The organism is Streptomyces sp. BR123 (genome assembly GCF_013401435.1).
Lineage (GTDB): Bacteria > Actinomycetota > Actinomycetes > Streptomycetales > Streptomycetaceae > Streptomyces.
This window is the reverse complement of record NZ_JACBGN010000057.1, coordinates 19,628-34,325: the sequence shown is the minus strand read 5'-3', so window position 1 is coordinate 34,325 and position 14,698 is coordinate 19,628. Positions and strand designations below refer to the sequence as shown.

The following is a 14,698-nucleotide window of genomic DNA, read 5'->3' as shown; positions in this document are numbered from 1 at the left end:
CACGGGGACTCCTGTGGTCGTGCGGAGGCGGAGGTGTGCGTACCCCGCGCCGGGCCGGGGCACGCCCGGCCCGGCGCCCCGCGTCTGCGGCGGTCAGGCGCGGGCCAGCAGCATCCCGCCCATGGTGACCATGGTCGCCGCGACGAGGCCGTCCAGCACCCGCCAGGCCTTGGGGCGCGAGAGCAGGCCGCTGAGCAGGCGGGCACCGTAGCCGAGGGCGGTGAACCAGATCAGGCTGGCCAGGCCGGCCCCGATGCCGAAGGCCCAGCGCAGGTCGCCGCGGTCGGCGGCGAGCGAGCCGAGCAGCAGCACGGTGTCCAGGTAGACGTGCGGGTTGAGCCAGGTCATGGCCAGGCAGGTCAGGACGGCCCGGCGGCGGGAGGCAGCGGTGGCCCCCTCGGTCTGCAGGACGGCGCCGGGGACCGGCCGCAGCACCCGGCGGGCGGCGAGGACTCCGTAGCAGACCAGGAAGGTGCCGCCGGCCAGGCCTACCACGGTCAGCGCGGCGGGCCAGGCGGTGACGAAGGCGCCGACCCCGGCGACCCCGAGGGCGATCAGGGCGGCGTCGGAGAGGGCGCAGATGGCGACCACCGCGAGGACGGCATGGCGGCGCACCCCCTGCCGCAGGACGAAGGCGTTCTGCGCGCCGATGGCGACGATGAGCGAGAGTCCGGTGCCGAAGCCGGCGAGAGCCGCCGCGATGAGGCCGTGTGTCATGCGTTCGACCATATGAGCGGCGTGGAAAGCAGTACAGCTAAAGATTTTTACGTACCCTTAGCAATCGTGATGGACGAGCTTCCCCTGGACCAGGTGCGCACCCTCCTCGCCGTCGTGGACGAGGGCACGTTCGACGCGGCCGCAGCCGCCCTGCACGTCACCCCTTCGGCGGTCAGCCAGCGGGTCAAGGCCCTCGAACAGCGGACCGGGCGGGTGCTGCTGATGCGCACCAAGCCGGTCCGGGCGACCGAGTCCGGTCAGATCGTGGTCCGCTTCGCCCGGCAGCTGGCCCGCCTGGAGCGCGACGCGCGGGCCGAACTCGGGATGGCGCAGGCCGGGGGCGGGCCGGTGCGGCTGCCCATCGCCGTCAACGCGGACTCCCTCGCCACCTGGTTCCTGCCCGCCCTGACCCGCGTTCCGCAGGACCCTCCGGTCCTCTTCGAGCTGCACCGGGAGGACGAGTCGCACACCACCGCCCTGCTGCGGGAGGGCCAGGTCATGGCGGCCGTCACCTCCTCCCCCGATCCGGTGGCGGGCTGCACCGTACGGCGGCTGGGCCTGGCGCGGTACCTGCCGGTGGCGAGCCCCGCGTTCGTCGCCCGCCACCTTGCGGGGCCGGAACCGGAACCGGAACCGGAGCCGGCGCAGGCGCTGCGCCGGGCGCCGGTGATCGTCTTCGACCGGCGGGACGTGCTCCAGGACGTGTTCCTGCGCGCGCTGACGGGCGACGAGGACGCCGGGGCCGGTCCGCTGCGGCACCACGTGCCCACGTCGGAGGGCTTCTGCGACGCGGTCGCCGCCGGACTGGGCTGGGGGCTCGTGCCGCAGCCGCAGGCGGAGCCGCTGCTCCGGTCGGGCGAGCTGGTCCTGCTGGTGCCGGGGCGACCCCTGGACGTGCCGCTGTACTGGCAGCAGTGGAAGCTCGACTCGCCGGCCCTGTCGCTCGTGGCGGAAGTGGTCGCGGCCACCGCGGCCGAGGAACTCCTGCCCGGGGCGGCACCCCAGGCGCCACCCGGCCCGTAGGCTGCGGCCATGGACTCCTACACGATCGGCCAGGCAGCCCGGCTGCTCGGCGTGAGCGTCGACACGGCCCGGCGGTGGGCGGACGCCGAGCGGTTCCCCACCCGGCGGGAAGGCGCGCGGCGGATGGTGGACGGGCCGGACCTCGCCGCATTCTGCGTCCAGGTCGCGCAGGAGGCGGCCGAGGCCGAGGAGATGCCGAACACCTCGGTCCGCAACGCCTTCCCCGGCATCGTCACCGCGGTCAAACTCGGCATCGTGGACGCCCAGGTGGAGATTCAGGCCGGACCGCACCGGGTGGTCTCGCTGCTGACCCGCGAGGCGGTGGAGGAGCTGGGCCTGGAGGTGGGGGCGCGGGCCGTGGCCCGGGTGAAGGCGACGAGCGTGTTCGTCGACCGCGCCTGACCGGGCGGGACGCGGGGGCGGAAGGCCGGACGGGGTGGGGCCGGCTGCCGCGGTGGCAGACTGGCTGCTGATCCGCCGAAGGGAAGTACACCGTTGTCCATGTTCAGCAACCTGCGCCGGGCGGTGCGCCGCGGCTACCGGCGGGCCGTCGACCTGAGCCACCCGGTCCGTTCCCCGCTCGGCAGCGCGGTGGTCAACTGCATCGTCTACCGGGACGGGGTGCGCCAGGACGGCTGCGCCGAGGTCGAGGAGGCGCTGCGGCGGGTCCGCAGGACGGGCGAGGGCTTCGTGTGGATCGGCCTGCACGAGCCGACACAGGAGGAACTCGCCGGGCTGGCCAAGCTCTTCGGCCTGCACCCGCTCGCCGTCGAGGACGCCGTGCACGCCCACCAGCGCCCGAAGGTCGAGCGGTACGACGACATACTGTTCGCCGTCTTCAAGACCGTGCGCTACGTGGAGCACGAGGAACTCACCGCGACCAGCGACGTGGTGGAGACCGGCGAGCTGATGGTCTTCACCGGGGACGACTTCGTCATCACCATCCGGCACGGCGGCCGCGGCACGCTCGGCCCGGTCCGCGAGGGCCTGGAAGCGGCTCCGGAGCAACTGGCCAAGGGCCCGGCGTCCGTTCTGCACGCCATCGCCGACCACGTCGTCGACGACTACGTGGCCGTCACGGACGCCGTGCAGAACGACATAGACGCCGTCGAGACCGCCGTGTTCAGCGACACCGGAGCCCGGGGCGACGCGGGCCGCATCTACCAGCTCAAGCGCGAACTGCTGGAGCTGCGCCGGGCGGTGGCCCCGCTGGCCCGCCCCCTGGAGCAGCTGGCCACGCAGCCGATACAGGCCGTGCCGGCGGAGGCCCGCGCGTACTTCCGCGACGTCGCCGACCACCTGACCCGCGCTACCGACCAGCTCAACGGGTACGACGCCCTGCTCGACTCCATCCTGCAGGCCCATCTCGCCCAGGTGACGGTGGCCCAGAACGAGGACATGCGGAAGATCACGGCGTGGGCGGCCATCGTCGCCGTGCCGACGATGGTCTGCGGGGTCTACGGCATGAATTTCGACCACATGCCCGAACTGCACTGGACGTACGGGTATCCGGCCGTCCTCGGTGTGATGGGCGTGGCGTGCTTCCTCATCCACCGCGGATTCCGCCGCAACGGCTGGCTCTGACCGGGCGCCGCCGGCCCTCGGTGCGGCCCCGGCGGGCCTGGCCACGGCGAGGTCGCGGCGGCGTAACGATGTGGGCACCGGAGTGATGTGATCCGCCGGTTGCCGGGCCCGGCGGCGGCCACGGGCCTCGGCTGCCCGCGAAGGGGGTAAATCGGTACTCGTGCCTCACCGAACACTTTCCGCCACCTTATTTCGTCACGTCGTGTGACCTGGCATCACCGGTGCGTTCCAAGTGGCCCCCGTGGACGGCGAAAACGGTCGCCCACGACATCGGAATCTCTCATTCCGCCTGCGCTGGAAGTGGCTTGACCATGACGTAAGGGGGGCATAAGTTCTGCCCCGGCTTGCTCCAGCAGGACGGGCCGTCAATCCGTCCTCTGGGGGGACTCGTGCACCACTACACCGACGTTCTGAAGAAGTACGCCGTCTTCTCCGGCCGCGCCCGCCGGCAGGAGTTCTGGATGTTCTTCCTGCTCAACATGGCGGTCGCGATCGTCGTCGCGATCGTCGACGCCGTCATCGGCGCGAACATGGTCCTCTACGGCATCTACGTCGTGGCGATCATCGTCCCCACGCTCGCCCTGTCCGTGCGCCGCCTGCACGACCTCGGCAAGTCCGGCTGGTGGTACTTCATCTGCCTGGTGCCCCTCATAGGCTCGATCTGGCTCCTCGTCCTGTTCGCCACCGAGGGCCAGCCGCAGCCGAACCAGTACGGCCCGAACCCGAAGGCCCTCCAGGCCTGACCCGGCCGTACGCCGGCCCGCAGGCCGGTACGTCCGAACGCCTGAGCGCCGCCCCCGGCTGGAGACAGCCGCGGGCGGCGCTCTCGCCTTGTGCAGGACCGGTGAAGCCGCCGGTCGGTACGCCGCACCGGTCACAGGGGTGACAAGCGTCTCGCGACGCATCGGGCAGGGGACTGTCCAGACCGGCCCGATCACGAGATATCTTGATGTCGAGCAATCTTGCAGACGTGAGACGCAGACTGTGGAGCGGAGCATCCGGTGACTGACTCGACCATCATCTACACGCACACTGACGAGGCCCCGGCCCTCGCGACGTATTCCTTCCTGCCTGTGATCCAGGCCTACGCGTCGACGGCCGGTGTGAATGTCGAGACCCGTGACATCTCCCTGGCCGGTCGCATCATCGCCTCCTTCCCCGAGTACCTGGAGGAGGGCCAGCGCATCGCCGACGCCCTCGCCGAGCTCGGCGAGCTGGCGAAGAAGCCGGAAGCCAACATCATCAAGCTGCCCAACGTCTCGGCCTCGATCCCGCAGCTGAAGGCCGCGATCGCCGAGCTCCAGGGCCAGGGCTACGCGCTCCCGGACTACCCGGACGACCCGAAGAGCGACGAGGAGCGCGAGATCCTCTCCCGCTACGACCGGATCAAGGGCTCCGCCGTGAACCCGGTCCTGCGCGAGGGCAACTCCGACCGCCGCGCCCCGGGCTCGGTCAAGAACTACGCCAAGGCCCACCCGCACCGCATGGGTGCCTGGACCGCCGAGTCCAAGACCAACGTCGCCACCATGGGCGACAACGACTTCCGCTCCACCGAGAAGTCCGCCACCGTCGCCGAGAACGGCACGCTCCGCATCGAGCACGTCGCCGCCGACGGCGCCGTCACCGTCCTGCGCGAGTCCGTCCCGGTCCTGGCCGGCGAGGTCGTCGACGCCTCCGTCATGCGCGTCGCCGCCCTGCGCACCTTCCTGTCGGAGCAGGTCGCCCGCGCCAAGGCCGAGGGCGTGCTCTTCTCCGTGCACCTCAAGGCCACGATGATGAAGGTCTCCGACCCGATCGTCTTCGGCCACGTCGTGCGCGCCTTCTTCCCGCAGACCTTCGCCAAGTACGGCGAGGTCCTGGCCGCCGCCGGCCTGTCCCCGAACGACGGCCTCGGCGCCATCCTGAACGGCCTGGAGTCCATCCCGCACGGCCTGGGCGCCGAGATCAAGGCCTCCTTCGACGCCGAGCTCGCCGAGGGCCCGGCCCTGGCCATGGTCGACTCGGACAAGGGCATCACCAACCTGCACGTCCCGTCCGACGTCATCGTCGACGCCTCGATGCCGGCCATGATCCGCACCTCCGGCCACATGTGGGGCCCGGACGGCCAAGAGGCCGACACCCTCGCCGTCCTCCCGGACAGCAGCTACTCCGGCGTCTACCAGGCCGTCATCGAGGACTGCAAGGCGCACGGCGCCTTCGACCCGTCGACCATGGGCTCCGTCCCGAACGTCGGCCTCATGGCGCAGAAGGCCGAGGAGTACGGCTCCCACGACAAGACCTTCGAGATCGCCGCGGCCGGCACCGTCCGCCTCGTCGACGCCGCCGGCAACGTCGTCCTGCAGCAGGAGGTGTCCGAGGGCGACATCTTCCGCGCCTGCCAGGCCAAGGACGCGCCGATCCAGGACTGGGTCAAGCTGGCCGTCACCCGCGCCCGCGCCACCGGCGCCCCGGCCGTCTTCTGGCTGGACTCCGCCCGCGCCCACGACGCGCAGCTGATCGAGAAGGTCAACGCGTACCTGCCGCAGCACGACACCGAGGGCCTGGAGATCAAGATCCTGTCCCCGGTCGAGGCCACCAAGTTCTCCCTGGAGCGCATCCGCCGCGGCGAGGACACCATCTCGGTGACCGGCAACGTCCTGCGCGACTACCTGACCGACCTGTTCCCGATCCTGGAGCTGGGCACCAGCGCCAAGATGCTGTCGGTCGTCCCGCTGATGGCGGGCGGCGGCCTGTTCGAGACGGGCGCCGGCGGCTCCGCCCCGAAGCACGTCCAGCAGCTGGTCAAGGAGAACTACCTGCGCTGGGACTCGCTCGGCGAGTTCTTCGCGCTGGCCGCCTCCTTCGAGCACCTCGCCACCACCACCGGCAACGCCCGCGCCCAGGTCCTGGCCGACACCCTCGACCGCGCCACCGGCACCTTCCTCAACGAGGACAAGTCGCCGACCCGCCGCGTCGGCGGCATCGACAACCGCGGCAGCCACTTCTACCTGGCCCTGTACTGGGCGCAGGAGCTGGCCAAGCAGACCGACGACGCCGAGCTGGCGGCCGCCTTCGGCCCGCTGGCCAAGACGCTGACCGAGGCCGAGCAGACCATCGTCGGCGAGCTCATCGCCGTCCAGGGCTCCCCGGCCGACATCGGCGGCTACTACCAGCCCGACCCGGCGAAGGCCGCCGCCGTCATGCGTCCGTCGGCGACCTTCAACCAGGCGCTCGCGACCCTCGCCTGAAGCCGGCGGCCTCGCTCTGAGGCTCCGCAGGCCATGCGCAGGTGATCCACGGGTCCGCCCCGGCCGGCAGCCGCCGGCCGGGGCGGACCCGTATCCGTCGGCGCGGAAGACCTTCCCGGCCGCGGCCCGGCCGCGGCCGGGAAGACCTGGTGATCCGTCCCGACGACCGTTTCCGCTGAGCCGCCGCTGGCCAACGGTGGCCCCTGGCGCCGGTGTTGCGCGTGCATTAGCGTGCGGCCCGGGAGCTGGGGGAGGCCTGGTGGCACGTCGCGACAACAATTCCCGCGCGGGAATGGGCTGCGCGGGCTACCTGCTGCTCAACGTCGTGGGGCTGGTCGGCTGCCTGCTGGCCCTCCCCGTCCTGCTGCCGGACCTGCTGGCCGGGCAGAGCCCGCCGCTGAAGGTGCAGGGCGCCGGCCAGTGGGCCGTCGTCCACGGTGTCCCGGTCGCTGCGGCGTGCGTGCTCACCGCCGTGGCGGGGCGGGGCGGGCGCTTCCTGTGGCGGCTGTTCCTGCTGCGTGCCGCCGTCCTCCTGGCCGCCGTCGCCGGGGTCGCGCTCTATGCCGAGGCGCGGGTGGCCGGGCAGCCGTGGAACGTGCGGGCCGCGGTCGAGGGCCTCGCGGCCGGGCTGGCGGCCCTCGTCGTCCACCTCGTCGTACGCCGCTGGGACGAGCGGCGCGGGGCGCGCCCCCTCCCGGGCGAGGTGTGGCTGGCCATGGTGCCGCTGCGGGAGGACCCGGAGCGGCAGCTGCGGCACTACTGCGTGGTGCTGGAGACCGGCTCCGGCGGGGCGAAGGTCGCGCAGATCACCAGCAAGGACAAGGACGGGCGCCGCGACCACATCCGGATCCCGAACACGGGCTGGGACGAGGTGTCCGGCCGCCCGCACTGGGTGGAGATCGGCCGGCAGCCGCGCGTGGTGCCGTACCGCAGGTTCCTGAAGTCCCGGCCCCAGGGCCGCTGCCCGGACGTGGTGTGGGCGCAGCTCCGGGCCCGGCGGCCGGTGCCGCCCGTATCGGCGGGGCAGGCCGGTGCGGGCGCCCGGCTGCTGCGGCGGGTGCTCGCCAGGCACCGCGGCTGACCGGGCCGCGGTGCTCCGGGCCGGGGCCGCGTACGTCCGTCAGAGGTGGTGGACGCGCTCCCCGGCGAGGCCGAGCGGCCCCCGTCCGGCGGCCAGGATCCGCACCCCGGGCGCCGCGGCGAGCAGCTCCCCGAGCCAGGACAGCGCCTGCGGGGTGAGGAACTCGCCGCCGTCCAGAACGAGCAGCATGTCCCGCTCCGCCAGCCACGACAGAGTGCTCGCCGCCCCGCACGGCAGGAACGCCAGTCCCGGGACACAGCCCAGGGCCGCCGTGAGCTCGCGGATCCCGAAGACGCCGCGGTCGACGCGGACGACGGCGGCGCCGTCGCAGAAGTTGGACGCGAGCCGCTCGGCGATCTCCTGCACCAGCAGGCTCCGCGGCTCCCTGAACCGCCCGGTGACCGTCAGCACCCGGCCGCGCCGGACGGCGGTCAGCAGCCTGGACAGTTCGTCGGACGTCGCCGGGAGCGTCCCGGCACGGCCTGATTCCCTCATCGGCACGATGCCCCCATTGCATGCGTGTCCATGCGCGGCCAAGGGTGGAATCGGGCCGCGTGTCGCTGATTATCCGCCAACTCTGACGCAGTGTCAGGGGAATGCGGCAATCCGGCGAAACGGTTCGCCTGTCGGCGCCCGGCGTAACACTGCTGGGCCGAGGGCTGTACGCGCAGGGAGGAACGGTTGTCCGGAAGTCGGTAATCGGCTCTACTGCTCTTCAGTCCGGACGCCCGGGCATGTCTCAGGGAGGGCACCCACGATGAGAGCGGACCGGAGAGCGGGCCGCCGCGCGCAGCGGCAGGCCGGAACCCGATCCGAGCGGCCGCGCGCCTCGCACCGGCGCCCGCGGGGCTTCCGCGGCCGGCCCCTGGTGGCCCTGCTGCTGTCCGGTTTCCTGCTCCTCGGCGTGTGCGCGGCCGGCATGGCCCTGGACCCGTTCACGGCCGGAGCCGGGCAGGACTCCGCCGTGCCCGGCATCGACGAGCCCCGGTCCGTCGCACCCGGCGGCTCCGACTCCGGCGGCCGGGCGTCCCCCGACCCCGGTACGGGCCGGGGCAGCTCCGGGAACGGCAAGAGCCCGGCTCCGGCCCCGGACGCCGGCGACACCGGCGACCACCGGCCCGCGGGCGCCCTCCCGTTCGACATGCCCGAGCCGACCGCCCTGCGCGCCGCGGCGGGCGCGGGCAAGAAGCTGGTGTTCGCGCACTACTTCACCCCGTACCCGCTGTCCCTCGACAACGAGCCCGCCGACAAGGACTACTACACCCGCAACTACCTCAACCCCGACGGCGAGAACGGCAAGCACGAGCGGTACGGCGGCCTGCTGCGCGACCGGCCCCTGCCCGTCAAGCCCAAGAGCGGCGACTGGCAGCTCGCCAACCTCCGCCAGGAGGTGCGCACCGCCCGCACCGCCGGCCTCGACGGCTTCACCCTCGACCTGCTCTCGCTCAGCGGGCAGAACTGGGACCGTGCCAACCTCCTGATGGAGGCGGCCCGTTCGGTCGACCCCGAATTCAAGGTCATGCTGATGCCGGACATGACCTCGCTGAAGACCGACGACCCGGCTGTCCTCGCCGACGCCGTCGCGGCGCTCGGCACGTCCCCCGCAGCCCACCGCCTCGGCGACGGCCGGCTCGTCGTCTCCCCCTTCAAGGCGGAGGCGAAGGACCCGGCCTGGTGGAGCCGCTTCACGGAGCTGCTGAAGTCCCGGCACGGCCTACGCGCCGCGTTCGTCCCGACCTTCCTCGACTTCGACTCCCACCACGAGCGGTTCGCGCCGATCAGCCACGGCTTCTCCGAGTGGGGCTCGCGCAGCTACGTCGGCCAGGAGGGCGCCGCCCGCGACGTACGGCGGGCGCACGACCTGGGCAAGGTGTGGATGCAGCCCGTGTCCGTCCAGGACGTCCGCCCCAACCAGGGCGTGTTCGACGAGGCGGGCAACACCGCCACCCTGCGCACCACCTGGAACCGCGCCATCGAGGACGGAGCCGACTGGGTGCAGCTGACCACCTGGAACGACTACTCCGAGGGGACCCAGTTCGCGCCCTCCGTGCACAACGGCCACGCCTACCTGGACCTGACCTCGTACTACCTGACCCGGTTCAAGACGGGCAGCTGGCCGGAGATCGTCCGCGACACCCTGTACGTCACGGCCCGCACCCAGTTCGCGGCCACCGACCCCACCGGCGACCAGTCCGTGGTGATGTCCCTGCGCAGGGGCAGCGCCGCGGCCCGCGACGCGGTGGAGGTGCTCAGCTTCCTGAAGGCCCCGGCGACCGTCCGCACCCGGACGGGACCGGCCACGGGCACGTACGAGGCCCCGGCCGGACTCCACTCCAGGCTGCTGCCGCTGCGGACCGGTACGAGTGCGGCGGCCGTCGTCCGCGGCGGGAAGACGGGCGCCAGGGCGGAGCTGCCGCGGCCCGTCCAGCGCACGGTCAAGGTCCAGGACCTCCAGTACCACGCCGTCACCAGCGGCCGCAGCTGATGCCTCCGGGCCTCGGGCCCCGGGCCGCCGGGCCTCGGGCCCCGGGCCCCGGCCCCGGGTTCCCGGTCCTCCGGCCGCCGCCCCGCGCGGCCGGTCCGGGTGGCCCTCCGCCGCGAGGTGGGCCACCCTGGCGGGATTGGCCCTTCCGGGCCGCCCCGCCGCCACCGATGATCCGGAGGACGACCGCACCGTCCACTCCCGCGGAGGATCCGTGACTCAGCCGACCAGTGACGTACCGACCGGCGATCCGACTGGCCGCCCGGCCGGAACCCCGGCCCCGACCGTGTTCCCCGGCGGGCCCGGGCTGTTCCGCCTGGACCCGGCCATCGCCCACCTCAACCACGGTTCGTTCGGCGCCGTTCCCGTCCCGGTCCAGGAGGCCCAGGCCGTGCTGCGCGAGGAGGCGCACGCCGACCCCGACGCCTTCTTCATCGGCGCCCCCGACCGGATCGCGGCCGCCCGCACCCGGATCGCCGCCCACCTGGCGGCCGACCCCGACGGCATCGCGTTCGTCTCCAACGCCACCGAGGGCGCCAACCTCGCCCTCGCCGCCGTCCCGCTGGCCGACGGCGACGAGATCCTGGTCACCGACCACGGCTACGGCACCGTCACCGCGGCCGCCGCCCGCCGGGCCCCCGTCACCACCGTGGCCCTGGACCCGTCCCTGCCCGACGAGGACGCCGTGCGCGAGACCGTGCTCGCCGCCCTGACACCCCGCACGAAGGTCGCCGTCCTCGACCACATCAGCTCGCCCACCGCCCGGGTCCTCGCCACGCCCCGGCTGCTCGCCGACCTCGCCGACCGCGGGATCACCACCGTCGTCGACGGCGCCCACGCCCCCGGCATGCTCGCCGACCCGCTCGCCGTCGGCGCCGACTTCTGGTTCGGCAACCTGCACAAGTGGGGGTACGCCCCCTCCGGCAGCGCCGTCCTCGCCGTGGCCCCCGCCCACCGCGGCCGGGTCCGCGCGCTGGTCCCCTCCTGGGAGGACCCGCACGGATTCCCACGCTCCGTGGAGAACCGGGCCACCGCCGACTACACCGGCTGGCTCGCCGCCCCCGAGGGCCTCGACCTCCTGCAGCGACTCGACGCCGCCAAGGCCCGGGCCCACAACTCCGCGCTCGCCGCCTACGGGGCCGCCCTGCTCGCCGAACACCCCGGGATCACCCCGCTGCCGTACACCGAGGGCCTGGCCATGCGCTCCCTGCGCCTGCCGCCCGGGTTGGCGGGAACCCCGGACGAGGCCCGCGCCCTGCGCGAGCGGATCGCGGCCGAGCAGGGCATACGGGTGCTGATCTGGCCGTGGCCGGGCGGCGGGGGAATCCGCGTCTGCGGGCAGCTGTACAACCGCCCCGAGGAATACGAACGCCTCGCCGCCGTCCTGCCCTCCCTCTTGAAGTGACCGGCCTCAGCCGCGCCTGAGCAGGTACGTGTCCATGATCCAGCCCTTGCGGGCGCGGGCCTCGGTCCGGAGCTCCTCGATCCGGCCGGCGACCTCCGCCAGCTTCCCCTGCACCAGGATCTCGTCCGGGGTGCCGACGTAGGCGCCCCAGTAGATGTACAGGTCCTGGTCCAGGTGGGCCGTGAAGGCGTGCCGCGCGTCCAGCATCACCACCACGTCGTCCGCGTCCGCGGGCCAGCCCTCGGCCAGCCGCCGGCCGGTGGTGATCTGGACCGGCCGCCCCACCCGGTTCAGGGTGGTGCGGTGCCGGGCCAGCAGCGAGGAGATACTGCTGACGCCGGGGACGACCTCGTGCTCGAAGGCCACCCGGCCCCGCTCCAGCACCTCGTCGAGGATCGCCAGGGTCGAGTCGTACAGCGAGGGGTCGCCCCACACCAGGAACGCACCGGTCTCGCCGTCCGCGAGGTCCTCGGCGACGAACCGCTCGAAAATCTCCGCCCGCGCGCTGCGCCAGCCGTCGACCGTCGGCGCGTACGCGGCCGGGGTCCGGTCCCGGTCCGGGTCGCGGCCCTCCACGAGCCGGTGGCCGGGGCGGGCGTGCGCGGTGAGCATCTCGCGCCGCAGCCCGGTCAGGTCCGCCTTCTCCTCGCCCTTCTCCAGGATGAGGAACGCGTCCGCCGCACCGATCGCCTTGACCGCCTGCAGGGTCAGGTGGTCCGGGTCGCCCGCGCCTATGCCGATCACTGAGAACTTCTTCACGCGGCTATTCTGCCCCCCGTGGGCGCCGCCCTGTGCGTCACCTGCGTCCATGACGCGCCGTACCCGCGCACCGGGCCGGCCCCGGGTCCGCCGCGCCCACGAAGCCGGCCTCCCCGCCCTTCTCGCCTCGCGGAACTCCTGGCCGACCGGGGCGCGCACGATCCTCGTCCCGCCGGGCCTGCCCGCGCACCGGCTCGGCGCCGCCCGGCAGCAGCGCGTCCCCGTCCCCGACCTCACCGGGTGCCGTCGACAGCGTGGTCACCGGCCGCGCCCTCGCCCTCGCGCAGACCGCGACGGTCCGGACGGCAGCACCGACCAGAACCGCCGGCGCGTCACGCTCGTCCCCGACCACCGCATCCGCTTGGTGCGCGCCCCGGACAGCCGGTGGACTCCGCCCCCCGTCGCTCGGGCGCCTCGACCGGCCCGCCCGCTGACCCGGATCTCCGGCCCCTCCGCCACGAGCGACATCGAACTCGACCGGGTGAAGGGCGTGCCCGGGCCCCCGGACCCGGGACGTCGTCCCGGCCGCCGCCTCCGCACAATAGGACGCATGTCCGCACACATCGCCCTCACCGCCCTCCTGGTCCACGACTACGACGAGGCCGTCGACTTCTACACCCGCGCGCTCGGCTTCACGCTCGTCGAGGACACCCCGCGCCCCGACGGCTCCCGCTGGGTCGTGGTCCGCCCCGGGGGCGCCGCCGAATCCGCGCTGCTGCTGGCCCGGGCCAAGGACGAGGCCCAGCGGGCCCGGGTCGGCGACCAGACCGGCGGCCGCGTCGGCTTCTTCCTCCACACCGACGACTTCGCCCGCGACCACGCCCGCATGACGGCGGCGGGCGTCCGCTTCCTGGAGGAGCCGCGCCACGAGGCGTACGGCTCGGTCGCGGTCTTCGAGGACCTGTACGGCAACCGCTGGGACCTCCTCCAGCCGGCGCCGGCCCCGGCCCCGGCCCAGGAGGCCTGAGCGCTCCGCTGGAGAACCGCGGGCCGTGCGGGTCGCGGTACCGCACCGGCGCACCGGACCTCCGATTCCGCTCAGGACTGCGGCGCGGGGACGAGCCGCGGGGCATGGGCCGCGGCGTCGACCGGCTCCCCGGCCTCGACGCGCCGCGCCAGCTCCCGCGCCCACACGACCAGCCCCGGCAGGTCGATCCCGTACGCCTCCGCAACCGGGGCGGTGTCCAGGGCGTCGGCCCCGCGCCGCAGCAGCCGCGCCCCGCCCACGGCGTTCCCGCGCGCGGCATGGGTCAGGCCGACCGCCAGCTGCGCGAGTCCGCGCCACAGCGGCGCGTCCGGCGCGGGCCCGGACTTCCAGGCGTCCTCGAACACCTCGTGCGCGTGGAACGGCATCCCCGCGTCCAGCAGCCGCTGCGCCTCCCCGACCGTCTCGGCCGGCGTCCTCACCACCCCCTCGGGCTGGCGCGGTACGCCGGGCTCCCCGTAGGGCAGCGGCCGCCCCAGCCCGTCCCGCGGCCGCGCACTACGCGCCCGCCCGCCGGCGTCCCGGTCCCGTCCGTCCATGCGGCCATCCTGCCCCCCGACGAATACCCGTGCATACACACCCCTCAACGTGGGGTAATGTTCTGCATGTGCCGCCGGGACGGCAGAACCCCAAGTGGGAAGCCCGCCGGAGCACAACGGGACGTGGCGCAGCTTGGTAGCGCACTTGACTGGGGGTCAAGGGGTCGCAGGTTCAAATCCTGTCGTCCCGACCATGCTTTTCGCAGGTCGGAGGCCGTTCTCTCACACATGAGAGGACGGCCTTTTGCGCGCACTGAGCCATGGTGGTCGCAATGTGGTCGACGTCCAGTCCGTGGCCGGTCCACGGCCGTGCTGGTCGCCGACAAACACCGGCACGGCCTGCGCGACGCCCACGCCAAGAGTCACGGCGTCCTCGCCGGCGAACTGCGCATCCACTCCGATCTCCCCTCCCACCTGACTCAGAGGCTCTTCGCCGAACCGGCCACCTACCCGGTGATCGTCCGCTTCTCCTCCGCCCCCGGCGACCTGCGCTCCGACCAGGTACCCGTCCAGCGCGGCATCGCCATCAAGGTCGTCGGCGCGCCCGGCCCCCGGGCCCTCGACGACGGCCGCACCACCCAGGACTTCCTCCTCGTCAACCACCCCACCCTTCCCTTCGGGAACATCGCCGAGTACGCCAAACTCCAGGACCTGTTGGACAAGCAGCCCCGCCAGAGCGACCAGCAGCTCCAGCTCACCGGGCTGGCCGCCCGCGCCGCCGCCAAGGCCTCACCCGTGTGGGACGCCCGCTGCCACCGGCCGTGGAGACCCTGGCCGCCGCCAACCACCACCTCCTTGGCGAGGCGTTCCACTCCATGGCCGCGATGCGCTACGGCGACCACGGCGCCAACATCTCGGCCGCGCCGCGCTCCGCGAACGTGCGGGCCCTGACCGGC

General features: G+C 73.4%; 14 protein-coding genes and 1 tRNA gene. 11 read left to right on the top strand and 4 right to left on the bottom strand.

The window, feature by feature from the left end:
* Positions 1-93: 93 nt before the first annotated feature.
* A complete protein-coding gene (locus tag HYE82_RS12470; protein ID WP_179174065.1) occupies positions 94-717 on the bottom strand; it encodes a LysE/ArgO family amino acid transporter in 624 nt (207 codons plus the stop codon).
* A gap of 69 nt (positions 718-786) precedes the next feature.
* Here HYE82_RS12470 and HYE82_RS12465 point away from each other — a divergent pair, with 69 nt between their 5' ends.
* The 6 genes from HYE82_RS12465 to HYE82_RS12440 all read left to right on the top strand — a co-directional run bounded on the left by HYE82_RS12465 (position 787) and on the right by HYE82_RS12440 (position 7,632).
* Positions 787-1,740 (top strand): LysR family transcriptional regulator ArgP, encoded by a 954-nt coding sequence (locus HYE82_RS12465; protein WP_179174068.1) that lies wholly within the window; start codon positions 787-789, stop codon positions 1,738-1,740.
* 9 nt (positions 1,741-1,749) lie between these two features.
* Complete coding sequence (locus HYE82_RS12460; protein ID WP_179174064.1) at positions 1,750-2,142, top strand: molybdopterin-binding protein; 393 nt, start codon at positions 1,750-1,752, stop codon at positions 2,140-2,142.
* 99 nt (positions 2,143-2,241) lie between these two features.
* Complete coding sequence (corA, locus tag HYE82_RS12455; RefSeq protein ID WP_179174063.1) at positions 2,242-3,324, top strand: magnesium/cobalt transporter CorA; 1,083 nt, start codon at positions 2,242-2,244, stop codon at positions 3,322-3,324.
* A 389-nt stretch (positions 3,325-3,713) separates the two neighbouring features.
* Complete coding sequence (locus tag HYE82_RS12450; RefSeq protein WP_179174062.1) at positions 3,714-4,067, top strand: DUF805 domain-containing protein; 354 nt, start codon at positions 3,714-3,716, stop codon at positions 4,065-4,067.
* A gap of 258 nt (positions 4,068-4,325) precedes the next feature.
* Positions 4,326-6,551, top strand: coding sequence for an NADP-dependent isocitrate dehydrogenase (locus tag HYE82_RS12445; RefSeq protein WP_179174061.1), 2,226 nt, complete (start codon positions 4,326-4,328; stop codon positions 6,549-6,551).
* 259 nt (positions 6,552-6,810) lie between these two features.
* Positions 6,811-7,632, top strand: a complete 822-nt coding sequence (locus HYE82_RS12440) for a type II toxin-antitoxin system PemK/MazF family toxin (RefSeq protein WP_179174060.1) — start codon at positions 6,811-6,813, stop codon at positions 7,630-7,632.
* 39 nt (positions 7,633-7,671) lie between these two features.
* Here HYE82_RS12440 and HYE82_RS12435 read toward each other — a convergent pair whose 3' ends face one another.
* Positions 7,672-8,127 carry a hypothetical protein gene (locus HYE82_RS12435; protein ID WP_179174059.1) on the bottom strand — a complete coding sequence of 152 codons (456 nt, stop codon included), beginning with the start codon at positions 8,125-8,127 and terminating at the stop codon, positions 7,672-7,674.
* Positions 8,128-8,389: 262 nt separating this feature from the next.
* Between HYE82_RS12435 and HYE82_RS12430 the strand changes: the two genes are divergently transcribed.
* Positions 8,390-10,117 carry a glycoside hydrolase family 71 protein gene (locus tag HYE82_RS12430; protein WP_256987120.1) on the top strand — a complete coding sequence of 576 codons (1,728 nt, stop codon included), beginning with the start codon at positions 8,390-8,392 and terminating at the stop codon, positions 10,115-10,117.
* 211 nt (positions 10,118-10,328) lie between these two features.
* A complete protein-coding gene (locus tag HYE82_RS12425; protein ID WP_179174058.1) occupies positions 10,329-11,519 on the top strand; it encodes an aminotransferase class V-fold PLP-dependent enzyme in 1,191 nt (396 codons plus the stop codon).
* 6 nt (positions 11,520-11,525) lie between these two features.
* Here the strand turns inward: HYE82_RS12425 and cobF are convergent, their stop codons facing one another.
* Positions 11,526-12,278 carry a precorrin-6A synthase (deacetylating) gene (gene cobF / locus HYE82_RS12420; protein ID WP_179174057.1) on the bottom strand — a complete coding sequence of 251 codons (753 nt, stop codon included), beginning with the start codon at positions 12,276-12,278 and terminating at the stop codon, positions 11,526-11,528.
* 550 nt (positions 12,279-12,828) lie between these two features.
* Between cobF and HYE82_RS12415 the strand changes: the two genes are divergently transcribed.
* Entirely contained in the window at positions 12,829-13,245 is a 417-nt protein-coding gene (locus HYE82_RS12415) for a VOC family protein (protein ID WP_179174056.1), read from the top strand.
* 71 nt (positions 13,246-13,316) lie between these two features.
* On the opposite strand, the gene HYE82_RS12410 is transcribed toward HYE82_RS12415, so the two are convergent.
* Positions 13,317-13,802: a DUF309 domain-containing protein gene (locus HYE82_RS12410; protein ID WP_179174055.1), complete on the bottom strand. Its 486-nt coding sequence runs from the start codon at positions 13,800-13,802 to the stop codon at positions 13,317-13,319.
* A gap of 117 nt (positions 13,803-13,919) precedes the next feature.
* Here HYE82_RS12410 and HYE82_RS12405 point away from each other — a divergent pair.
* Together HYE82_RS12405 and HYE82_RS12400 are read left to right on the top strand one after the other, a co-directional pair.
* Positions 13,920-13,996: transfer RNA gene (locus tag HYE82_RS12405), tRNA-Pro, on the top strand.
* A 115-nt stretch (positions 13,997-14,111) separates the two neighbouring features.
* Positions 14,112-14,693: a hypothetical protein gene (locus HYE82_RS12400; RefSeq protein WP_256987119.1), complete on the top strand. Its 582-nt coding sequence runs from the start codon at positions 14,112-14,114 to the stop codon at positions 14,691-14,693.
* Positions 14,694-14,698 lie beyond the last annotated feature (5 nt).

What these genes read in the sequence shown, in the direction of transcription:
- HYE82_RS12470 (WP_179174065.1), bottom strand. Translation starts at nt 717, where the DNA reads ATGACACACGGCCTCATCGCGGCGGCTCTCGCCGGCTTCGGCACCGGA.
- HYE82_RS12465 (WP_179174068.1), top strand. Translation starts at nt 787, where the DNA reads ATGGACGAGCTTCCCCTGGACCAGGTGCGCACCCTCCTCGCCGTCGTG.
- HYE82_RS12460 (WP_179174064.1), top strand. Translation starts at nt 1,750, where the DNA reads ATGGACTCCTACACGATCGGCCAGGCAGCCCGGCTGCTCGGCGTGAGC.
- corA (WP_179174063.1), top strand. Translation starts at nt 2,242, where the DNA reads ATGTTCAGCAACCTGCGCCGGGCGGTGCGCCGCGGCTACCGGCGGGCC.
- HYE82_RS12435 (WP_179174059.1), bottom strand. Translation starts at nt 8,127, where the DNA reads ATGAGGGAATCAGGCCGTGCCGGGACGCTCCCGGCGACGTCCGACGAA.
- HYE82_RS12430 (WP_256987120.1), top strand. Translation starts at nt 8,390, where the DNA reads ATGAGAGCGGACCGGAGAGCGGGCCGCCGCGCGCAGCGGCAGGCCGGA.
- HYE82_RS12415 (WP_179174056.1), top strand. Translation starts at nt 12,829, where the DNA reads ATGTCCGCACACATCGCCCTCACCGCCCTCCTGGTCCACGACTACGAC.
- HYE82_RS12410 (WP_179174055.1), bottom strand. Translation starts at nt 13,802, where the DNA reads ATGGACGGACGGGACCGGGACGCCGGCGGGCGGGCGCGTAGTGCGCGG.